General features: G+C 43.8%; 12 protein-coding genes. 9 read left to right on the top strand and 3 right to left on the bottom strand.

Features of this window, described 5'->3' with window-relative positions:
- Positions 1-2 precede the first annotated feature (2 nt).
- The 3 genes from GO493_RS11080 to GO493_RS11070 are packed head-to-tail and all read left to right on the top strand — an operon-like array spanning position 3 to position 4,588.
- Positions 3-1,358: a MutS-related protein gene (locus GO493_RS11080; protein ID WP_157306229.1), complete on the top strand. Its 1,356-nt coding sequence runs from the start codon at positions 3-5 to the stop codon at positions 1,356-1,358.
- A complete protein-coding gene (locus GO493_RS11075) occupies positions 1,355-2,698 on the top strand; it encodes a MutS-related protein (RefSeq protein WP_157306228.1) in 1,344 nt (447 codons plus the stop codon). The genes GO493_RS11080 and GO493_RS11075 overlap by 4 nt, the downstream gene beginning before the upstream one ends.
- A 15-nt stretch (positions 2,699-2,713) precedes the next feature.
- Positions 2,714-4,588: an FG-GAP repeat domain-containing protein gene (locus GO493_RS11070; RefSeq protein WP_157306227.1), complete on the top strand. Its 1,875-nt coding sequence runs from the start codon at positions 2,714-2,716 to the stop codon at positions 4,586-4,588.
- A gap of 134 nt (positions 4,589-4,722) precedes the next feature.
- On the opposite strand, the gene GO493_RS11065 is transcribed toward GO493_RS11070, so the two are convergent.
- Positions 4,723-5,973: a glycoside hydrolase family 28 protein gene (locus GO493_RS11065; RefSeq protein ID WP_157306226.1), complete on the bottom strand. Its 1,251-nt coding sequence runs from the start codon at positions 5,971-5,973 to the stop codon at positions 4,723-4,725.
- Between the two features lie 275 nt (positions 5,974-6,248).
- Here GO493_RS11065 and GO493_RS11060 point away from each other — a divergent pair, with 275 nt between their 5' ends.
- The gene (locus GO493_RS11060; RefSeq protein WP_157306225.1) at positions 6,249-8,552 is read left to right on the top strand and encodes a T9SS type A sorting domain-containing protein; all 2,304 of its coding nucleotides are present in this window, start codon (positions 6,249-6,251) and stop codon (positions 8,550-8,552) included.
- A gap of 26 nt (positions 8,553-8,578) precedes the next feature.
- On the opposite strand, the gene GO493_RS11055 is transcribed toward GO493_RS11060, so the two are convergent.
- On the bottom strand, positions 8,579-9,613 hold the full coding sequence (locus GO493_RS11055) for a LacI family DNA-binding transcriptional regulator (protein ID WP_157306224.1): 1,035 nt from the start codon (positions 9,611-9,613) through the stop codon (positions 8,579-8,581).
- A gap of 404 nt (positions 9,614-10,017) precedes the next feature.
- Between GO493_RS11055 and GO493_RS11050 the strand changes: the two genes are divergently transcribed.
- On the top strand, positions 10,018-14,835 hold the full coding sequence (locus GO493_RS11050) for a LamG-like jellyroll fold domain-containing protein (protein ID WP_157306223.1): 4,818 nt from the start codon (positions 10,018-10,020) through the stop codon (positions 14,833-14,835).
- Between the two features lie 119 nt (positions 14,836-14,954).
- Here GO493_RS11050 and GO493_RS11045 read toward each other — a convergent pair whose 3' ends face one another.
- Positions 14,955-16,052 (bottom strand): aldo/keto reductase, encoded by a 1,098-nt coding sequence (locus GO493_RS11045; RefSeq protein WP_157306222.1) that lies wholly within the window; start codon positions 16,050-16,052, stop codon positions 14,955-14,957.
- Between the two features lie 151 nt (positions 16,053-16,203).
- On the opposite strand from GO493_RS11045, the gene GO493_RS11040 reads away from it, so the two are divergent.
- The 4 genes from GO493_RS11040 to GO493_RS11025 all read left to right on the top strand — a co-directional run bounded on the left by GO493_RS11040 (position 16,204) and on the right by GO493_RS11025 (position 23,334).
- Entirely contained in the window at positions 16,204-17,256 is a 1,053-nt protein-coding gene (locus GO493_RS11040) for a LacI family DNA-binding transcriptional regulator (protein ID WP_157306221.1), read from the top strand.
- Between the two features lie 188 nt (positions 17,257-17,444).
- Complete coding sequence (locus GO493_RS11035) at positions 17,445-20,525, top strand: SusC/RagA family TonB-linked outer membrane protein (RefSeq protein WP_157306220.1); 3,081 nt, start codon at positions 17,445-17,447, stop codon at positions 20,523-20,525.
- Positions 20,526-20,549: 24 nt separating this feature from the next.
- Positions 20,550-22,046: a RagB/SusD family nutrient uptake outer membrane protein gene (locus tag GO493_RS11030; protein WP_157306219.1), complete on the top strand. Its 1,497-nt coding sequence runs from the start codon at positions 20,550-20,552 to the stop codon at positions 22,044-22,046.
- A 259-nt stretch (positions 22,047-22,305) separates the two neighbouring features.
- Positions 22,306-23,334, top strand: a complete 1,029-nt coding sequence (locus GO493_RS11025) for a zinc-binding alcohol dehydrogenase family protein (RefSeq protein ID WP_157306218.1) — start codon at positions 22,306-22,308, stop codon at positions 23,332-23,334.
- Positions 23,335-23,440: the final 106 nt, after the last annotated feature.

Below are 23,440 nucleotides of genomic sequence, written 5' to 3'. Positions count from 1 at the left end.
GTATGTTATTTTCGACTGACAAGCAAACGCTGGAAGATCTAAACATATTTGGCAGGCATGGAGCAGATGCCGTATACAATATCTTCAATCGCTGCTCCACACGCGGTGGAGCAGCAATCCTGGAGGATATGTTCAGGCGCCCCCTGTCTGATAGTGACGCCATTAACCGGCGAATTGGCATTATCCGGTATTTTACAGAAAAGCAGGTTGACTTCCCTCTGGAAAGCGGGTTGTTTGACGCTATAGAGCCTTACCTGGATAATGTGGATGAAAGAACCAGATTACTACCCCAGGAAGACTCCGTAGCCAGAAAATTAAGTAATATGATTGCAATGGATGCAGAAACAGCCGCCATCCATAAAGGGATAATAGCTCTTGTATCTTTGTTGAAAAGAATAACCGCATTCATTAACTCGCCGGAAATAACCGGCTTTGAATTATACAGGCCGGACAGGGAAGAGATAACAGCATTGCTTTCAGAACCTGCCCTGGAACTGGTATTACGGGAGGACGATAAAGCAAAATTGCCTCATGCAGTAATGGCTCAGTATGATGCTGTTTTTCGCTTCCGTTACCGGGAGAGCATGAGAAAACTGCTACATTATGTTTATCTGCTGGATGTATATCTTGCTGTAGCCCGCGTTGCGCGAGATCGGAATTTTGTTTTCCCCTTAGCATTGCCTGCAGGAAACCAGGGCTTGAAGCTGGAAGGCGTTTATCATCCCCTGATTAAGAATGCAATTCCCAATTCAGTACAGATAACACAGGAGAATAATGTTGTTTTTCTCACAGGAGCCAATATGGCAGGGAAATCAACCTTCATGAAATCATTGAGTATCGCATTGTTGCTTGCTCACATGGGATTCCCGGTAGCAGCTGCTGAAATGCAGTTCCATGTATTGGACGGTATATATACCACTATTAATCTCCCGGATAATCTCGGCATGGGAGCCAGTCATTTTTACGCAGAAGTGCTGCGGCTAAAAAAAATAGCGCATGAACTGGGCCAGGGGAAAAGACTCTTCATTGTTTTTGACGAACTTTTCCGTGGTACAAATGTCAAAGACGCTTTTGAAGCTACCATTGCTGTTGCATCGGCATTCGCAACGAAGCGGGATAGTATATTCATTATTTCGACACATATTATTGAGGCTGGCAGTGTGCTGGCGGAAAAATGCAGGAACATTTATTTTCTTTATCTCCCTACCCGGATGAATGGCACACAACCAGTATATACTTATATGTTAAAAGAGGGTATCACTGACGACAGGCACGGTATGGTCATTGTCAATAATGAAAAGATACTGGAAATGCTGGAGGCCGGATTGCACCCCGAGGTTATAAAAACAACTGTATGAGTTTTGCAGCAGATAAACAGACAATAGAAGACCTGAACCTGTTGGGGAAATACAAACCGCAATCCATCTATAGTATTTTCAACAAGGTAAAGACATTAGGTGGTGAACGATTGCTTGATGCTATGTTTAAGCATCCGCTTACTGATCCGGATATCATTAACCGGCGTAGTGATATTTTCAGGTATTTCAGGGAGAAAGACCTTGTTTTTCCATTCCAGCCTGCAGTGTGCCGCATCGCAGAAGATTATCTCAGTGCTGTTATACCGGGTAATAGGATACAGGCTACCTTTTCGGTGTTCCGTAAGAAAGCACTGGAAGCATTTCTGCGTGACGAACAATTTGCGGCTATTTACTCAGGACTGGAAGCTACTATTGAAATGCTCGCTAAGCTGGCAGAATTACTCCGGCAATTAGATGGTAAGCCGGGAGATCCTTATTATGAACAGGCTTTACAGCTTAAAAATATACTGGCAGATCCCAGGCTGTTCTGGCTGAGTCAGGAGAAGGGGCAGCAACTCTCTGCGATGAAAGTAGCTAAATACGATTTCATACTGAGACATTCGCTCCGTCATGAAATGGAGAAGGTACTGATTGGGATCTATGAGCTGGATGTATATACCACTGTCGGAAGCGTAGCGGCAGAAAGGCACTTTTCATTTGCAAAGGCATTGCCGGCTTCGCAAAATATACTACGGGCCGTTGCTTTACGGCATCCTGCCCTGGAAAAGGCAGTAGGCAATCCTGTTTCATTGCATGGTGATAAGAACGTCCTTTTCCTTACCGGGGCTAACATGGCAGGTAAATCCACTTTCATGAAATCACTGGGTATAGCTGTTTACCTGGCGCATATGGGCTTCCCCGTGGCAGCGCAGAATATGGAGTTCTCAATCAGGGACGGTGTATATTCTTCTATCAACGTTGCTGATAATCTGAATATGGGATACAGTCATTTTTATGCAGAAGTGCTCCGCGTAAGGCAGGCAGCTGAAGAAGTGAGCAATGGAAAGAACATGGTGGTCATTTTTGATGAGCTGTTCAAAGGTACGAATGTAAAAGACGCATTTGATGCTACGTTAGCCGTTACATCGGCTTTTTCGAAATATCTCAATTGCATCTTTGTTATCTCAACACATATTATCGAAGTAGGAGAGGCTCTTCAGGATCATACCAACCTGCAGTTCTCTTATCTGCCTACATTAATGGAAGGGAATGTGCCACGGTATCCCTATATACTTACAGCTGGCATTACAAGTGATCGTCATGGGATGATGATCATTCAGAACGAAGGTATATTGGAAATGATAACGGGAAATAATAATACAACAACAATTGTCAGATAAGAAACCGCTTAAAAAATGAGAAAGATAGTATCTGCAGCTATTGCATCTGCGCTGCCGCTTATATTACTGGCGCAAAAGCCGGAAGATAATACGAAATCTACAGGGTTTCCAGAGTTTCCGCAAATCACTAATAATATAATTCCCGGTGCGCCTCTATTAGACCAGCCTATGCTGATTACAGGCTCGCAACAGGAGATACGTACTGAAAAACATGGGTTGGCATACCCGGCTTTTTATGACTGGAATCATGACGGGAAAACAGACCTGTTGCTGGGCGAGTTTGAGACCGGTGAAAAAGGTTCATACGTGAAAGTCTATCTTAATGAAGGTTCAGATAAGCATCCAAAATACTCAGGTAAATATTTTTACGCAACAGATATAAAGGGTGATACCATGACTGCCCATCAGTGGTGTTGCATCGGTATTCACCCACGTTTTGTGGACCTGGATAACGATGGGTATGTTGATATGCTCTCCGGTCAGTATAACCCGGGCTTGATCAACTGGTGGAGAGGTGGTAAGAAGGGATTTGAGCCCAGGCAGTTTGTGGACCAGGAGGGATTGGCGAAAGATCCCCATGATAATAATGGAATGGGGAGCTCAGAGCTCGATCCCAGGGACACTAGGTATTGGAATTATACTTCTGCCGGTTTTGCGGACTTCAATGGAGATGGGCTTGCAGATCTCTTTGTGGGCGGCTTCGGTGAACTGAAGGTAGCGCTGAACATTGGCACAAAACATGCACCGAAATTCGGATTGCGAAAATTTCTGCTTGGACTGGATGGGTTACCTTTATCGGTCGTGAAACCAGGAGAAAAGGAAATTGAAAAAGCAAAGAGAAATTATAAGCTCCCTCACTATTCAGGCGTGTATAAAAGTTTTATTACCCCTGTGGATTGGGATGAAGATGGCGTATTGGACCTGCTGGTGACCCATTTGTATGACAGGCGTGAAACCAAAGACCCGGTAGTTTTTTTCCGGGGGGTACAAACAGACAAAGGATTACGTTTTGAAGATGCTAAACCATTGTTTACAGCAGCAGATGCTGAGAAGACTTTCCCCGGCTGCCAACCTAATATTGCTGTTACAGATTATAATCATGACGGAGTGCCTGACCTGGTGATAGGTCTTTCCCTGCCAACAATTAACGGATTTAATATTGATTCTCTTGTAAGCTGGAGTTATCTGCATGATCTGAAACTGGAATCTCCCGGGAAGGATGCAGGGAGAGCAATAGAGTGGGCGGGAAGCCTGGAGGCTGTTAAAAAGAAGGTGGATGCTGATCCCGGAATGAAAGGCTTCTATCTCGGCAAGCTGAATGATTATAAATACCTGACCTTGCGCCATAGGGGATACTTTTATGTTATGACCGGCAAAAAGAACCCGGAAAGAGCGATAGCCCGGAAAGGTGTGCTTGCTGCAGAAGAAATTAAAGAACCCGTTAATGAAACCTTTAAAACAGGAGGGGGGAAAGGCCCTGTATCTTATGAAGCAAAGACAGTTGCACTAATACAGCCTGTACAGGAAGCAAAGATCGAAGTAAACCTGCATTTTAAAGAGGGATGGTATGGTTATGCTGATACGGAAGGTAATATAGCTGCAGGATGGATACCTACTAAAGTAGAATACACGTTGCCAAAAGGATTTGAACTGATAGGAGATCCGATTATTCCGCCTTCACATCCCAAAGGAGCCACAGAAGTTTTCAATGGAGATGACGTAAAGTTTATGCAAAAATTCAGAGTTGCATTCAGCTCCAATGGAAAATCCCTTCCATATGGAGAGTACGTTATTGGAGTAATGATCCAATATCAGACCTGTAATGAAGAAATGTGTCTCCCCCCGGTAACAGAGAAAATAGATATGAAAGTAAATTATCGCAGCTTCTGATTGTCGGACTGGCTTCCCGGTAATGTTTGCAACGTCTTTTTGTTATTGATCAGCAGTTCCACTCGCATAGTGTTAATGAGTCTTTCATAGCCATAGAAAAGAAAGAGGGCATTTTTTAATGCCCTCTGTTATATTTATTCTGCTGAGCCAGTTGTTATGTTAATACCCGGAATCGCAGAGTTATCTGTTATGATGGCGTCTCCTTTGGTTGTTGTGATATGAGACCCGTTCTTGAATACTATTGCCGGAGCAAAATATATCTTCATTCCGGAACCTGCATTGATAGTAACATTGTCAAATACTACGCTGCCGATTGGCAGTTCAGGTAGTCCCCAGATGGTGCCTGCCCTGTCGCTGCCTTCTGCAATTATATTTTTAAATATGATGTTCCTGTAGTCTGGGGTTGTGGCTGTAACATCCTGAGCAGGGTCAATGGCTGGACTTGTGGGCGTTTTAGGATAATAAGACACTATTATGAAGGCATTAGTTACATTCTTCATAGTAATGTCAGAGTAGCTGATGTTTTCTACTATTCCGCTTCTGCCACGGTTTGATTTTAGACGGATACCGTTAGTGGTTCCATTAAAAGTGCAACTGTCTATTGAAAGATCATGTACGCCTGTTGTATAACTGCCTACTGAGCAGCCATGCCCTGTTCCAAAGATGCAGTTCTTAACATGAACATTGACACTGTAACTGTCCATCGCAATATTATCATCTCCGCAATTGATGTTACAATTAGTGATATTTATATTGGAAGACCAGGTATCAATACCATCCGTATTAGGGGAATTGGCAGGAGAGTTAATTGTGACATGCGTAATGTTTACACTGTCGCAAAGACGATCGATATCAATGTGAGCTGCAGGTGCATTCTGAACAGTGATGTCTGACACAGTTATATGAGTGCTTTTGGTCATACGGATCATTGCAGGACGCAGAAGCGTATTGTCATTTCTGTAAGCTGTCCACCAATCAGAGCCCTGGCCTTCAATAATACCTTGTCCTGTAATTGTAGCGTGGCTGATACCGGTACATTCAATAAATGGCTTAAAAGTTGGTGTGCCTGCTCCCGGATAGGACTGATATGGTAAGGCTTTCAATACTGCTCCGTTTTCAATTTTGAGAGTAATGTTGCTTTTCATTTTAACAGGGCCGCACAGGAATGTTCCCACGGGAACAATAACGGTGCCTCCGCCAGAAGCAGCGCATGTGTCAATGGTTTTTTGGATGGCAGCGGAGTTGTCAGGAAGGTTTCCTGATGCTCCGTAATTTGTAATGATATATGTCTTGGATGTGTCATAAACCGGTTGGACATTTTCTTTTTTGCTGCAGCAAACCGATAGACAGGAAACAGTTGCGAATAATAAAAGTCTGAATTTCATATTTAATGATTAATGGACCTAAGTTAGACCAAGTGTTAGTTCTGCATGTTAAAACCAGCTTAAAAGCAATTTAAAATTCACTTAGTCCGGACAGTTTGAGCTTTAGTGTCAGGAGCATGACATAGGATAGAAATTTTTTTTATTGTAGAAGGGCCTTACTTACCGGTTTAATAACTTCTCTTATTTATCCTGTCAGGATGTTAATGCCTGTTTAAGATCAGGTAAACAACCTGCTTTTATCTATATGTCTTTATTGGACCAAAAAATATATACCTATGAAACCTACTACCTTTTTCTTCTTCAGGATTGCATTATTGCTGTTAATGCTGAATGGCTCGCGAGATCTTAATGCCCAGTTCATTCATCCCGGAGGAATACACACAAAAGCAGACCTTGATCGCATGAAAGAAAAGGTTGCTGCAGGTGTATATCCATGGATTGATGGATGGAATTTATTAAGAAGAAGTTGGAAAGCGCAAAAAACTTATGTAGCGACGCCTTACCCAAATGTGGGAGGACAGGATGTGCGTCAGCAAGCTGCGAAAGATGCGACTGCGGCCTATTTCAATGTACTTGAATGGTACATTAGCGGAGATACGGCTTATGCCAATTGTGCTGTGAGAATACTCAATGCCTGGTCTGGCTCTGTTAACCAGGTAGTGTCCGGTGAACTGTACCAGATCCCTATTTGTCTGATGGTGCAGGCCGGTGAACTGTTACGGATTTATCCCGGTTGGTCAGAAACCGATTTTACCCGGTTTAAGAACATGTGCCTGAATTATTTTTATCCCCCATGCCATGATTTCCTCGGTAAGTGTGGGGCCTGGCCCAGCTGGGATGGACCTTCAACGGCAGCGATCCTTTACATTGGTATATTGTGCGACGACCAGGCAAAGTTCGATGAAGCTGTTGACAATTACAAGAATGGCGCCGGAGGCGGGAATCTGTTGAATAATGTAATAAATCCCTCCGGTCAGCTTTTTGAAATGGGGCGTGATCAACCGCATGCAGAGCTGGGACCTCAATTTGCAGCGGAAATATGTCAGACTGCATTGAACCAGGGGGTAGACTTGTTCAGCTATGCAGACAACCGGTTACTGGCAGGATTCGAATACTACTGTAAATTCTGTCTGAATAACCCGGTTGAATGGAAACCCTATAACGATTGCACCAATAACAATTTCTACTACCCTGCTATGCGCCTCCAGTACCGTATTAATTCAAGCCCTGTATATGAACTGATATATAATCATTATGTAGTAAAAAAAGGGCTCAGCGCTCCATATACCCGGGCCATGATTAATTTAAGAGGGCTTCTAGGTACACCTAATGAGTATTTAGGATATTGCGCCTTAACTTATACCCTTTCTGATACAACTACTATCTTTAAACCCCAGCCTGTTCCGTCTGCTCCCACTAACCTGATAGCGACTCAGGACATTTCTAAGATAGTGCTCAGATGGACGAAGCCTGGTGGAAATGTAACCAACGGATATAATGTTTTACGTTCTGCTACATCCGGTGGCCCTTATACAACCATTGCATCGTGGAGAGATAATACGTCAACGGAATATAGTGATACATCAGTAATTAATGGTACCACTTATTATTACAGGGTATCAGCAGCTAACCAGTCGGGCGTCAGCGCAAATTCTTCCGAAGCCAGCGCCAGGTCTGTTAGCACTGTACCAAAATTACCTTCAGGCTGGGCTGTGAAAGATATCGGTAACGTAGCTACAACGGCCAGTGCAGTTTATTCAGATATAAACGGAAAGTCATTTATCCTTAAGGCCTCGGGAAACAATTTTGGTAGCAATGATGATAGTTACGGTTATTTATACCGACAGGTTACTGGAGATTTTACCATTACTATGCGCTTATCTGCTGCGGAGCTCTCCACTGCTACCAGCGACAGGGCCGGATTGTTAATGCGTGAATCCTTTAATGCCAATTCAGCGATTGCGGCTATAGGACTGGGAGATGGAGACCTTCGCAGAACATGGTTTACTACGCATGCTACTGGTGGAAAAACTTCATGGATAAGTGGGGACAGTCATACATGGGTGCCTGTTTGGTACAGATTACAACGCACAGGTAATACTTTCACTGGTTACCAGTCCTTTGACAATGTAACCTGGTTTACAGTTGGTTCCGCTACCATTGCCATGCCTGAAAGCTATTATGTGGGAATGTATGTTAACAGTGGATCTGCAACCGCAGGTATAACAACTACTGTTACATTTGATCATTTAACTATGGTCATAGGGGAAGATACTATAGCAGAAGCGCCCGTAAATCCCGGGCCTGCAGGACCAGTCGCTGGAGTAAGATTGCTGGATATTTATCCTAACCCTACAACCGGAGCCTTCACAATAGAGCTACAGAAATTCAAATATGGAAAGGGAATGATCAATATTATAGATGAAGCTGGCAGACTGGTAAAGGGAGTCCCTGTTACAATATTGTCTGAAAGACAGAAGATACCAGTGAACCTTGGCGGAATGGCAAATGGTGTGTACTTTATAAAATTGGTCACTTCAGAAGGTATACTGGTTAAATCCCTTTTACTTCATCGCTAAGCGGTCTTTAAGAAAGGTAGGCGCAGTTAAGTCCTTCCTGCCTTCTTCACCGGAACAGATGAGTTCCTTATAATCATGTTAGTAGGAAGTACAATTGCTTTGGGGGCTATTTCCTTCTTTTGTTCTAATCTTTCCATTAACAGGTTGGTAACTTCTGTGCAGATGGCTTCTATTGGCTGGGAGATAGCGGTTATTGATGGTTTAAATAACCTGAACCAATTGCTGTCATCGAAAACAACAACGCCGATCCGGTCAGCAATTGCCAACTTACAGTTGGCAATTGCTTCTAATCCATTTTCCGCGAGATAATTGGTAGCAAAAAAAACAGCATCTGTTTTTCTGTTGTTTTTGAGATATTGTTCTATATCAGCAATGGCCTTTTCTTTTTTTTCATGATACCTGATCTTCAGGATTGCCGGCTTTCCTCCCGCTTCTTCTACACATTGCCTGTAGCCACGTTCCCGTTCCCTCATTTGTGTTTGTTCTGACAACAAAGTGACCATCACAATATTCTTATAGCCATTGGCAAGCAGGTGCTGTGTGGCTTTGTATGCTCCTCTGTAATTATCTACTAGTACACTGTCTACATCCAGCTCCGTAAGAGGGCGATCAAAGATAATAACAGGCACGCCATCTTCAATCAATGCCTTGATGTCTTCTTCAATACCGGGAGGTGGCGCAATGATATAACCGTCCACCTGGTGGTTTCGGAATACCCGTATCAGCTCCTTAGTAACGTCTGTATTATTTTCCGTACTGCCATAAATGATCTTGTAGCCTTTAGTAGTCAGTATCTCTTCAAACTTACGGGCAATGGTTGAAAAGAACGTATCCGATATGTCTTCCACCATCATACCGATGGTTTTACTTTTACCGGTACGTAATCCCTGGGCCATTTTATTGGGACGGTATCCTACTTTCTCAATGTAGCTAAGCACTTTCCTTTGCATTGCCTGGCTGACACCGTTCTCAGATGCTTTACCGTTAAGCACAAATGAAACTGTTGTCTTGGAAACATTCAGTTGCTCGGCTATATCCTTGATAGAGAGTTTCTTTTTCATTAAGAGAAAATACCTTTTGGCAGTGACAGGTTGAAAAGTCACCGTTTAAAATACGAAAAAACCGGATAGCTGCAATTTTATCCTTCTGGATAACTAAATCGGTTTAATAAAATAACAGTAAAATACTTCTCTTGCATTTATTCGTAATTTATGCGCAGTATAGATATTGCTATAGTTTATTTGAGCATAACTGTAATTTTTATAAAATCATTATCTATTGATAATTAATTATTTAATGATATAATAATTCTTAATTGCTATCGCTGAAAAAAAAATGAAAGGGGAGAAGCCGTAAAATAAAAAAAGTAATAAATTGTGTACTAAACCGGTTTAGTAAATTGATTTATTTTTTATCCTCAGACTGCCATAAGCAGTAAATATTTATCCACTGATTAATTCTCGTTATGAAAAAATTTATTGCTAACCTGCCGGGGCTCTTTCTTCCCCCCGACACTTTTTTTCAGTTAAAAGGTTTCAGTAACCTTATAATTTTTGTATTGTTTTTCCTGGTAGTTAAAACTACCAGAGGACAAACGTTTGTGCATCCGGGAGGTGTACATACACGGGCAGATCTTGATCGTATGAAGGAAAAGGTGGCTGCTGGCGCTTATCCCTGGATTGACGGATGGAATTTATTGAGACAGGAACCGAAGGCACAGAAGACTTATGTAGCAAAACCTTCCTCTAACATTGGTGGTTCGGGTATCCGTCAACAGGCAGCGAAAGATGCTACTGCCGCTTATTTCAACGCATTGGAATGGTATATCAGCGGAGATACAGCTTACGCCAACTGTGCAATGAGAATACTCAATGCCTGGTCCGGTTCTGTTAATCAGGTGGTATCCGGGGAGTTATTCCAGATCCCCATCTGTCTGATGGTACAGGCTGCCGAGATATTACGTATATATCCCGGTTGGACGTCAGCAGACTTTTCCCGTTTCAAAAATATGTGCCTGAATTATTTTTATCCGGCTTGTCATGACTTTCTGGGTGAATGCGGCAGCTGGCCCGGTTGGGATGCCCCTGCACTGGCAGCAGTTTTATACATAGGTGTATTATGTGAGGATCAGGCTAAATTCAATGAAGCAGTTGACTATTATAAGAACGGTGTAGGTGGCGGCAACCTGTTGAACAATGTGGTCCAGCTCTCCGGACAGCTTTCTGAAATGGGACGTGATCAACCGCATGCTGAAATAGGCCCGCAATTCGCTGCAGAAATGTGCCAGACTGCATTGAACCAGGGGGTGGATTTATTCAGTTATGCTAATAACCGGTTACTGTCAGGGTTTGAGTACTATTGCAAATTCAGCCTCAATAATCCGGTAAGCTGGATACCATACAATGATTGTGCAAACAATAATTTCTACTATCCGGCCATGCGCTTTCAGTATCGTATTAATGTAAGCCCGGTATATGAACTGATTTACAATTATTACGTAATTAAGAAAGGATTAAGCGCGCCGTATACCAGGGCTATGGTCAATCTGAGAGGCCTGCTCGGTACCCCTAATGAATACCTGGGATATTGTGCACTGACATATACCCTTTCAGATACAACTACCATCTTTCAGCCTAAACCTATTCCACCGGCGCCCACCGGTCTTACAGCCGTTCCGGGTGTTTCCAATATACAGCTCAGATGGATGAAGCCCGTGGGAGAGGTTGCCAACGGATATAATGTGTTACGCGCTACTGCTTCCGGAGGGCCGTATACAACTATAGCGTCGTGGAATAGCAATACATCGACAGAGTACATTGATAAAGCCGTAACGAATGGAACTACTTACTACTACAGAGTATCTGCAAATAATCAGTCCGGCGCCAGCCCTAATTCTTCTGAAGTCAGCGCAAAGCCTGTCAGTGCTCAACCTGCATTGCCGGCTGGTTGGGCACTGAGGAATATTGGTAATGTCGGTACAGCAGGAACTGCAACGTATGCAGATGTGAACAACAAAACATTTGTTCTTAAGGCCTCCGGAAATGGTTTCGGAAGCAGTAATGACGCCTATGGATATATATACACACGGGTTACAGGCGACTTTACACTTACCACCCGCTTATCTGACGCCAGTCTTTCAACCACAAATGCAGACAGGGCCGGTCTTGTAATGAGGGAGTCCTTTAGCACTAATGCAGCAATTGCCTCTATAGGATTGGCAGATAACGGGTTCCGTAAGGTCTGGTTTGCTACACATGCCACCGGTGCTAATACTTTGTGGGTAAGTGGAGATACACATACCTGGCTGCCTGTGTGGTTCAGACTACAACGTTCGGGAAATACTTTTACAGGATATCAATCCCTGGATGGTGTAACCTGGTTCACCGTAGGGACAACTACTATTGCCATGCCCAACAGTTACTATGTAGGCATGTATGCCAACAGTGGATCTTCAACCTTTGGCATAACCACTACCGTTACCTTTGATAATTTAACTGCTTCGGGTGGAGGAAGTGCCGTACCACCACCACCGGCAGGTTTTAGCGCAACCCCTGGCAACACGCAGGATTCATTAAAGTGGGATACTGTGAGTGAGGCCGCCTGTTACAATATAAAACGTGCAGATACCAGTGGTGGGCCTTATACTGCAATAGCCACCGGGATCACCTCTTCCGGTTACCTGGATACCGGTTTGGTAAACGGACACACTTATTACTATGTAGTAACAGCTGCAAATATCATGGGGGAAGGGCCTGGTTCTGTCGAGGCAAACGCCACTCCTGTGCTAAGCCTGGCTCCTGTGCCAACAGGATTTAGCGCTACTTCAGTATCAGAACGCCAGATCAACCTGCAATGGACAGCCAGCGTAAGTGCAACCAGTTACAAAATAAAGAGGGCCGCCACCAGTGGAGGCCCTTTTTATCTTATAGACAGTGTCGCAGGGACCAGTTACAGCGATACCACTGTGATTACTGATTCGGTTTATTACTACGTCATATCGGCCGTAAATCCCATGGGGGAAACTGCAAATTCAACTGAAGTAAAAGCCACACCAGGGTGTGTGGGCTACTGGAAGTTTGATGAGAACAACGGTATCATAGCCACCGACTCCTGGAATGATTATGATGGCCAGCTTTCTTCAGGCGCTGCGTGGACCACTGGTGCTATCAACAGTGGTGTAAAGCTGGATGGCTCAGGAAACGCTTTTGTAACCCTGCCTGCAGGCATTTTGAGTGGTATCAATGACTTTACTTTTGCTGCCTGGGTGAAAATAGATGCTGCTGCCAACTGGGCCAGGATATTTGATTTTGGCAACGGCACATCATCTTATATGTTCCTGGGCAGAAGTAATACAGGTGGATTACGTTATGCTATCACCTCCGGCGGAGGCGGCGGTGAACAGGGGATTAACAGCAGCATAGCGGTTCCTGTAGGGGAATGGAGGCATGTCGTGGTGACCTGGAAGAAAAATACCGGGATCATGTACATAAATGGAATAGAAGTGGGCAGAAACGACAATATGTCCCTGAAACCCTCAGATCTTGGAGCTACCATCCAGAACTGGTTTGGCCGCTCCCAATATTCCGGAGATCCTGAACTGACAGGTGTACTGGATGAAGTCAGGATCTACAACAGGGCTTTAAGCGCCACTGAAGCGCATGATCTGAGCATATTACCCGTACCTCCTCTGGCGCCTGTTTCATTAAGCATAACAGGAGGAAACAACACTGTTTCCCTGAACTGGACAGCACCGGCAGGAACTACCAGCTATCACGTAAAAAGAGGAACGTCTGCTTCCGGACCATTCACTACTATTGCAACTGTAACCACGAACGCTTATGTCGATAGCACCGCTTTTAACTGCACCGACTATTTTTATGTGGTTGCCGCGGTAAACAGCAGGGGGGAAGGAAATAATAGCGCTGTTGCCGGGCTTTCAACAGGTGGCAAACAGTCCGGCCGGCTTATCGGCACTCCCGGCTCCTGGGGTAATAATGCCGGTACTACCCGTGCAGCAGCAGTAGATGGTAATATCTATACTTACTTTGACGGTCCGGTAGGTACTGCCTGGGTAGGTTATGATTTTGGTGCAGACAGCGGTTTGATATTGAATAAGGTTAGATATGCACCCCGGCCGGGTTACGGCGGCAGAATGGCGGGCGGTAGATTCCAGGGCTCTACAGATTCCGCTTTTACTAATCCTGTAACACTGTTTACAATCACCACTGCACCCGTTACCGGTACATTGACAGAACAGGCCATTTCAAACATGATACCATTCCGGTATATCCGCTATATCTCGCCATCTGATGGCTTCGGGAACGCTGCTGAAATAGAATTTTATGGACTGTCAGGTGGAGTGCCGCAATTATTACTCCCGGCGGATACACTGTATCTGGCATATGACTCCTCCTTTAGCTATTCCATTGAGACTGCTAACCGGCCCAGACACTATACCGTAAGCGGGCTGCCTGATGGCTTGAACCTGGATACCTGCTCAGGGGTAATTGCAGGTGCACCTGCCGCTATAGGTACATTTCCTGTTTCACTTACAATAGCCAATGCATGGGGAACAACCTCGGATACAGTGGTGTTAGTTATCAGAAAGAACCAGGTGATTACCTTCCCTCCAATTCCCGGTAAGTCCACCGGCGATGCGGATTTTGTACCTACTGCCACTACTTCCTCAGGATTACCTGTTGATTACAGCAGCTCCGATACAACAGTTGCGGTAGTGACAGCTAATGGGAAAATACATATAACAGGCGCCGGTTTTGCAGATATAACAGCATATCAGAACGGTAATGCACAATATTATCCTGCTCTTCCAACAGTACGTAGGCTACAGGTGTTTACACCGGATTGTGGCATCTTTAATAATAAAGTCACTGTCTGCCATAACGGGTTTACAATCTGTATAGTTGCATCAGCTGTACCGGAACATTTAAATCATGGAGATATTCTGGGTATCTGCCCCTGTGAAGACTGGATTGCTGCCGTGCAGGAAAAGTCAGGATTATCTGTTACTGTAAGATCTGTGGAAATTTATCCCAATCCATCAGCAGGATCGTTCTTTGTACAGCTGGCCCATTTCAGGCCCGGTAAAGCAGTTATAAATATAACAGACCGCGCCGGTCAGCTGATCAGGCAGTTCCCGGTCATTATAACCGGGGATATTCAAAAGATAGCTCTCAATGCAGGATTGGTTACACCAGGATTGTATTATATTCAGATAATCAGCACGGAAACCGTAGAAACTAAAACATTGTTCATTCAGCAATAACCTTAACAGGCTGCCAGAGGCAGCCTGTTCTCGCTCTCAAAAGATGCTTTTCCCGAAAGAGAAGGCATTTTTTGAGAGTAATTTTTTCATATTGACCATCTCTTTTAGCAGATTTCTCATTAACCAAGATAAGGGTAATCTTTCCTCATAAGACCCTTCTCCTTCATAGCCACCCAGAATGCAGAAGGTATTGGAGATAAGATCATTTCCATGTTCTGCTTTATACGACTTGCTGATGTGCTGTTGAGTGCAAGTGAGTCAATACCGGGAATAGTGATTCCAAACTGTATGCATACATGGGCAGGTTTCAAACAGAACTGTTTGCAAAGTTGAAAAAATGCTTCCCGCCATAGCAGCAATTTTCGGTCCTGAGCATCCGTCTCCTGCACCGGGCGATAGTTGAAATAATTGCTGCCAACCAGGAAGCCTCCGTTAAAAACGGCAGAATTTATAATTCTTATTTTCCTTTGAGTTAATTCCCCGATAAATTCCAGCAATTCATCAGGATGTTGATAGATTGTAAGGGAATTAGCCAGCATGACCCAATCCAACTCGATCTGCCTGGAAATTCTTTGAATAATTCGCCAGTCTTTTGCTCCGACACCTATGTAAGACACTTTTTTATCTGACTTTAGTTCCTCTAATGCCTTATAGGCCCCTATGATATTTTGAAACCGCTCTTCTTTTTCTCTTTCAGTTTGGGCAGCGGCGAGAAACTCATCCGGATCGTGAACGGAAGCGAGTTGAGGGCGGTATGGCCCCAGGAACTGATTGCCCTGTTCATAGCATTCTATGATACCTTCATAGCTGATTTTTTGTACCGCATCATGCTTTAGATTCTTCCAGACGCCTTTCTCAAACGTGGGCTCTTTTTCCTTTAATGGTGTCCTGAACCATCCTAATTTATTGCTGATAAGAATATTATCATGTCCAATATCCAGTTGCATGAGCGCTTCACCCAGAACTTCCAGGGCCAGCCCGGCTCCATATTTACCCGCCGAATCGAAAATGCCTCCGGCAGGATAACATTCTAAATAGGCTTTGATCAGGATAAGTTTATCTGAAAAGGGAAGTTCTTCATAAAGATTGCCGAGGCTGCTTGTGCCACAAATTATCTTAGGAAGAGTTAAAATGGCTGAAGTACTGCCGGGAAAATCCCCATTCTTGGAAAGTATTGGCCCTATTTTATATTGATTATCATACGGGTTATATAACATGGTTTTATTCATTTAAAATATCTGGCAAAGAAACAATAAAATTCTATCGATTTCAATATCGCGATATTTATTCGGATTTTATAGAAGTGCTGCAAAACTATATTTGGCAATTTTGTTGAAAAAGTTGAATTTTTGCACTGAATATTCTTTTATGAAACAGAAGAGAACAACTATATACGATATTGCCAAAGCACTGAATATCCATGCAACCTATGTCTCCAAAGCCCTTAATGAACATTCTAATATTAGCCAGGAGATGATAGACAAGGTGAAAAAGAAGGCCGCAGAGCTGAAGTATCGTCATAATTCTTCTGCCGCTAATTTCAGGGCAAGTTATTCAAAGACATGTGGAGTGATCGTTCCAAAGATCAATGAGAGCTTTTTCTCAAATGCTATAGCAGGAATAGAGGAAGTTTGTGCTCAGAATGGACATCATCTGATTATTTGTCAGTCGCTGGAGTCATATACAAAAGAGGTTGAGGCAATAGAGACATTGATCAGGCAGAATGTGGATTGTATCATCATTTCTCTCTCCCTTGAAACAAAAAATAGCAACCACCTGCAGGAAGTACTTGCCAATGGTATTACGTTGATCCAGTTTGATCGTTATGATGAGTCAATCCTGAGTTATATTGTTAAAAATGATAACCGGGAAGCTGCCGGAAGAGCTGTAAAGCATTTGCTTGACCAGAGATATCGAAGAATAGCATACATAGGAGGCCCTGAGCATCTGAGAATTTACATAGAAAGAAAACAGGGATTTATCGATACCATACGGGAAGCCCAGATCTCCATACCTTATGAATATACCTGCAATATTTCATTAAGAAGAGAGGAATCAAGGAAGATTGCGTTAGAATTACTTAATGGACCTAATCCCCCTGACGCCTTTTTCACAGCCTCTGACTTTGCCGCACTGGGGGTAATGCAGGCTGCCAAGGACTTAAATATCCCTGTGCCGGGAAAACTGGGGATTTTCGGATTCCAGAATGAAGAGTTTACCCAGTATCTGACTCCCACGCTTTCTACTGTTGATCAGAAGAGTATGGAATTGGGTGCGCTTTCTGCCAGGCTTTATTTCTCCAATCTGCAAAATAAAGAGGAGACCGGGACCTCCGGGAACTATAAAACAGAAGTCGTAAAATGCAGCCTCATTACCAATCAAAGCTCCGTACGCTCCTCTAAAGATCCCTCTCAATCCTGAATTGCCACATTTAGCTATCAGATATTAAATACTTATATCTACAAATAGCTTGAATTTCAACTTTTTTAAATCGATAGAACATTTATTTATGGACTTTCTTATGAAAGTTTATTAAATCGATTGAAAAATTATAACTTTAATCTGTAAGGAATCTACAATTATTGTGTCCACGTTTTAAAAGAACAGTCATGTTATCAAAACCAAATCTATTTTCGCCAAGGGGAGTGGTGCAGCCGCTCACCCGGTCATTAATGCCAACCATTTTTCTGTTTCTCTTATCTTTTAATTATGTATTAGCCCAGGTACAAACTTCTGCCCCTAAGAGAATTTCGGGGAAGGTCGTATCTGCAACAGGAGATCCTTTGGAAAATGTAACAGTCAACGTTAACAAACCGGTATTTGTAACTACCTCCAATGCCAAAGGAGAGTTTACTATATCTGCTGACGATGACGCCTTCATCACTTTCAGCTCGGTAGGCTTTCTGCCACAAACAATTAAGGTTGCAGGACAAACTCAGATCAATGTAGTACTGCAATCTCAGACCGCTGAACTTAACCAGGTGGTTGTTGTAGGATACAACACACAAAGTAAAAGAAAGATTACCAGCGCTGTTGTAACCGTATCCGGCGAAGATCTCAACAAGAGGGTTGCTCCAAATCCGGCTACCTTGCTCCAGGGACAGTTGCCAGGATTGCAGGTAACGCAAAACTCAGGAGAACCCGGCAATGAAGGCGTTCAGCTCCGCATCAGGGGAGTAGGAACTTTTAGTGGAGCCGGTAATGATCCGCTGGTCATTGTGGACGGCCTGCCCGGAAGCCTGAATATTCTCAACCCCAACGACATCGAATCCATTACAGTCCTGAAGGATGCAGCTTCTGCAGCAATCTATGGCTCCCGGGGCGCTAACGGCGTTATAGTGGTAAAGACAAAGAAGGGAAAAGGAGGTGGCTTTAATATCAGTTATAACTATAACATAGGTATTCAGTCTGCTACCGCATTACCGGATCTTATCACCAACTCTGCTCAGTTCATGGAGTTGTCTAACGAAGCCAGGTTAAATTCAGGACTTCAGCCTCTGTATACACAGGATCAGATTGACCAGTACCGCAATGCAACTGACAGGGTAAAATACCCGAACCACAACTGGCTGAATGATGTATTCAAAACCACTACCACACAAAACCATTACCTGAATGCAAGTGGCGGACGTGATAATACAACGTACAGCCTGGGAATCGGCTTGTCTGATCAGGATGGAATTATGATCGGCTTTGAAGAAAAGAAATATACCGTCGATTTCGGCCTTTCTTCAAAAGTTAATAAAAGAGTGACGATCGGTACCAACATCCAGATGCGGTACAGCGATAGGAAAGCCCCGGAAAATGGTAGCACTGATATGTTCCTGTCAACACTGGCCCAGTCCCCTTTATATCCACCCCGGAGCGCAGACGGGCGATGGATCAAGAGAGCTTATCCCAATGAGCTGGGTAATAAAAATACCGTTGCAATCGTAGATGAAGATGTCCGGATCCGTTATAAAGATTATTATACACAGGGAAACCTTTCCCTCGATGTCGACATCATTGATGGCTTAAAATGGGAGAACCGGGCCGGTATAAACTATGACTCCTATAAGTTCAATGACTTCAGACCAACTGTACAAATGTATTATTATAGCGACATGAGTTCAGCCGGTTTGCTGGATGTTGGTACACCAGGTTTGAACGTTGGAAGGACAGATAATTTTTATACCGTCTATTATAGCCAGTTGAATTTCAGAAAGCAGTTTGGCGATCATAATGTTTCAGCCCTTGCCGGATATCAGCAGGAATATAATAATGGAAGCAATCTCAACGCTTCCCGTACCCAGTTTCCTACCAATGTATTAAGAGAGCTTGACGCAGGGCCTGCTAATGGACAGACAAACAGCGGCACTTCCTCAGAATGGGCAATACGCTCTTATTACGGTAATGTCAACTATGATTTCCAGGACAAATATTTACTGGGTGGTAGCTTACGATATGATGGTACTTCACGGTTGCCCAGTAATAGTAGATGGGGATTGTTCTATTCCTTCTCCGGTGGCTGGCGTATCTCAAAAGAGAGCTTCCTGGAGAATGTTTCCTGGCTGAACGATCTGAAACTTCGTGGGTCCTGGGGACAACTGGGTAATCAGAATATTGGTAACTATCCTTATCAGCCAACGTTGGACAACAGGAGTTACGCCTTCGGAGGGACTGTACTCCCCGGCTTTTCAAGCAGCACCCTGGTGGATCCCTCACTTAGATGGGAAACAACCCGTGTAATTGACCTGGGATTCGATCTTACAGTAATGAATAACCGGTTAAATATCTCTGCCGACTGGTTCAATAAATATACTTTTGACATTTTACGTTCATCCCAGGTACCGCTTTGGCTTGGCTTAAATGCCCCGACAATTAATGATGGTGCATTAAGAAACAAAGGATTTGAAGTCAGCGCCCTGTATAAAGACATGATCGGCAAATCTTTTACATGGAGTATTGGTGGTAACATTCAGCGGTATGTAAATAAGCTGGAACATTATGGTAAAACAGAGATCAGCTATAATTCCATCCGACAGGAGGGACATCCCCTGGATGAATTTTACCTGTATCAGTGGGATGGAATTTTCCAGAGTCAGGATGAAATCAACAAGTCCCCCGTTCAGCCCGTCACACCAACGCCGGGCGATCTGAAAATTAAAGACGTTAACGGTGATAATAAGATAGACGCTAATGATCGTACGTATACCAGTGGCCGTTATCCTGCTTATCAGTATGCTATTAATCTCAGTGCAGGTTACAAAGGCTTTGATCTGAGTGCTCAGTTCTTTGGGTCACAGGGACAGAAGATCTACGTGAACGGTTGGGGAATTGAACCATTCAGACAGGGTTCTGTACCAACCACTGATTGGTTGAACCGCTGGACGCCAACCAATCACACCAACACAATGCCTAAGATCTATGTAGCTGATAACTACCCGGCGGTTCAGAACTACCCTTCAACTTATTTCCTGAAAGATGCCTCATTTTTCAGATTAAAGAATATACAACTTGGATATACTGTGCCAACACACCTGGTTAGACTGATCGGTTTGAAGGTAGCAAGGTTCTACTTTACGGCAGATAATGTATTTACCATCAGCAAGTTTCCCGGCCTTGATCCGGAACGTGCATCAGCAAGCGGAACGTATGTTGGTTATCCGCAAAATAAAATATTCACGTTCGGGACATCCATACAGTTTTAACTAACCTTCTTCAATTATGAACATATGAAACAGTGCCTTTTCAATATATCAGTTTTTATCACACTTGCGGCAGGTCTTGTATCCTGCAGTAAAAATTTCCTGGATCGTACACCTCCATCATCATTGTCCACGTCAGTATTCTGGAAAAATGAATCCGATGCTGACCTCGCACTGACAGGTATTTATAACTACCTGTATGCCAGTTCCGGAGGATATGCTACTTCACAGTATACCGTCATGGCCTGGGATAATTTTAGCGACGATTCATACGGGCAATACAACTACGGTGGCGGAACAACAGCTCTTACTGCCGGCATTACACCTCAGTCGGGGGATTTTGTCTATGCATATTATGCGAACTGCTACCAGTCTATTGCTGCCATTAACAATTTCCTGGCTAATGTAGGGAAAGTGCTTTCCGGTCAGAAACTGCAGCAGTATAAGGCAGAGGCCTATTTTTTAAGAGGATTTAACTATTTGTGGCTGGCACAGTTATATGGTAATGTTCCCATTACAACTGAAGATCCTTTTTCTCAAGACTTCAGGGCAACCAAGGCTAAATCTCCTAAAGCCGATGTACTGAAGCTGGTAGAGTCGGACCTTGATTCTGCAATAGCAGGACTGCCTGACAAAGCATATGGCGATGGTCATGCTGTTAAAGCCACCGCTATGGGATACAAACTCAGAGCGTTAATGCTTCAGCAGAAATGGAGCGATGCAGCTGCCCTTGCTAAAGCCATAATAGATGGAGGAAAATTTTCACTCAACCCAAATTATCCCTCCAATTTTTATAAACCGGATCAGAACTCAAGCCCGGAGATCATGTTTTCGGTAAAGTACCAGTTGCCTAACAGACAGCACCAGGACGTCGCTTTGGCAGTTCACCTGCAGCGCTGGAAGGGAGAACTTGGAACGCAGGACCTCATTAATGAATATGAACCAGGTGATCCGAGGAAGACTATGACATTCTTCTTTGCAGGAGATACCCAGGCGCAGGGCTGGCCATTTACCGGGGACTTGCTGGTGGCAACACCAGGAAAGGATAGCTGGATACCTGGCTACTACTGTGTGAAGAAATGGCTTACTCCCAGTTTGGTGAACCCTGATTATGGCGCTTTAGATGATAATGATTTTGTATTGCTCAGATATGCCGATGTAAAACTTATGTATGCTGAAGCGCAGAATGAAGTGGCAGGACCAGATGCCTCCGTTTACCAACAGATAAACGAGGTCCGTGCAAGGCCTGGTATAAATATGCCGGCTTTACCACAAGGCCTTTCAAGAGAACAGATGAGAGACCGTATCAGGCATGAAAGAAGAGTAGAATTCGCAATGGAAGGCCTTCGTTATCACGACTTACGCAGATGGGGCATTGCCAAAGAAAAACTGAATGGCTTTGTGCAGAACCCGCTTTTCCCGAATATAAAAACACAATACGATGATAAGTATGAATTCTGGCCAATACCCCAGACAGAAATAGACCGTAATCAACCGGATATGATCCAGAATCAGGGATATTGAATATCCTGGGTGAACACTAAGCTCGAATCAGTTCTCCGGTTATAGCTGTTCGATGTTTGGTAGATGATGATCAGTCCATTGGGGGTAACTCCTGAGAGTTGCCCCCTATTGTATTTAGAAAAGATATATGGCTTGTAATATGTAAACTGATAATGAATTTTAAATTCACTTGGAGAAAGGGGCTATAGCCATACATTTCCTACCCGGAAAGACCGCCGGTATCCTATAAAAGAAACAGAGTATTATTAAATAAAAAGTCATGAAGATTATTTCTTGTATTGAGCCGGGAAAATTGGAGTATAGGGATATTCCGGAGCCGGTATGTCCACCGGGGCATTCCATAATAAAAATACGGCGAATCGGTATATGTGGAACCGATATCCATGCTTTTGGGGGAACGCAGCCTTATTTTAGCTATCCCAGGGTGTTGGGACATGAATTAGCCGCAGAATTTGTGGAAGGTGACTCCCAACAGCTACGCAAAGGAGATATTGTTACCGTTATTCCCTACCAGCATTGTGGCAGTTGTATAGCTTGTCGCAACGGTAATACCAACTGCTGCCAGAACATGAAAGTTATTGGTGTGCATACAGATGGTGGAATGGCAGAATTTCTGGTGGTCCCTTCTCACCTTTTACTGCCAGCTGCCGGGTTGGCCCCTGATATGCTGGCATTGGTAGAACCTTTCGCAATTGCTGCACATGCGGTCAGACGTGCCGCCATTCTTCCGGACGAAAATGTACTGGTGATTGGCGCAGGCCCTATTGGGTTAGCCACAATGGAGATGGCCTCAGTTGCAGGGGCAAATGTATTAGCTATAGATGTGAATGATAACAGGCTTACCTGGGCAAAGAAGATAGCTGGCGTGAAGATTGCCATCAACGCTTTCGATGATCACCTGGATGAAAAATTACGGGAAGCAACAGATGGCGATATGCCTGCTGTTGTCATCGATGCTACTGGCAACCTGAATGCAATCAATAATGCTTTCAGGTTTATGTCGCATGCAGGCCGGTACGTGTTGGTGGGACTACAGAAGGGGACTATAGGATTTAGCCACCCGGAGTTCCATAAACGGGAAGGTACATTGTTAAGCAGCCGCAATGCTACCAGAAAGGACTTTGACCATGTGCTTGAGAATATCCGGATAGGTAGAATAAACCCGGAACACTACATTACTCACAAAATACATTTTGATAATATGGTGCAAGAATTCCCTTCACTGATTACCGACGAGGGTATTGTAAAAGCGATGATCAATCTTGATCAGGATGATGTGTCTTCCTGAGAACTACAGACAATACAAAATTGATCTCCATACCAGACCGTTCTAAAAAGCGCTTCTCTTCGGGAAAAGCTTTTTTCACGCTGATCATTTCATTCAGTAGATTCCC

The organism is Chitinophaga tropicalis, from assembly GCF_009758205.1.
Taxonomy (GTDB): domain Bacteria; phylum Bacteroidota; class Bacteroidia; order Chitinophagales; family Chitinophagaceae; genus Chitinophaga; species Chitinophaga tropicalis.
This window is presented reverse-complemented; position numbering and strand designations above follow the sequence as displayed.

Bases quoted from the DNA above. Each gene is read 5' to 3' on its own strand.
- GO493_RS11075 (WP_157306228.1), top strand. From the start codon at position 1,355: ATGAGTTTTGCAGCAGATAAACAGACAATAGAAGACCTGAACCTGTTG.
- GO493_RS11060 (WP_157306225.1), top strand. From the start codon at position 6,249: ATGAAACCTACTACCTTTTTCTTCTTCAGGATTGCATTATTGCTGTTA.
- GO493_RS11065 (WP_157306226.1), bottom strand. From the start codon at position 5,973: ATGAAATTCAGACTTTTATTATTCGCAACTGTTTCCTGTCTATCGGTT.
- GO493_RS11045 (WP_157306222.1), bottom strand. From the start codon at position 16,052: ATGTTATATAACCCGTATGATAATCAATATAAAATAGGGCCAATACTT.
- GO493_RS11070 (WP_157306227.1), top strand. From the start codon at position 2,714: ATGAGAAAGATAGTATCTGCAGCTATTGCATCTGCGCTGCCGCTTATA.
- GO493_RS11040 (WP_157306221.1), top strand. From the start codon at position 16,204: ATGAAACAGAAGAGAACAACTATATACGATATTGCCAAAGCACTGAAT.
- GO493_RS11025 (WP_157306218.1), top strand. From the start codon at position 22,306: ATGAAGATTATTTCTTGTATTGAGCCGGGAAAATTGGAGTATAGGGAT.
- GO493_RS11050 (WP_157306223.1), top strand. From the start codon at position 10,018: ATGAAAAAATTTATTGCTAACCTGCCGGGGCTCTTTCTTCCCCCCGAC.
- GO493_RS11055 (WP_157306224.1), bottom strand. From the start codon at position 9,613: ATGAAAAAGAAACTCTCTATCAAGGATATAGCCGAGCAACTGAATGTT.
- GO493_RS11030 (WP_157306219.1), top strand. From the start codon at position 20,550: ATGAAACAGTGCCTTTTCAATATATCAGTTTTTATCACACTTGCGGCA.
- GO493_RS11080 (WP_157306229.1), top strand. From the start codon at position 3: ATGTTATTTTCGACTGACAAGCAAACGCTGGAAGATCTAAACATATTT.
- GO493_RS11035 (WP_157306220.1), top strand. From the start codon at position 17,445: ATGTTATCAAAACCAAATCTATTTTCGCCAAGGGGAGTGGTGCAGCCG.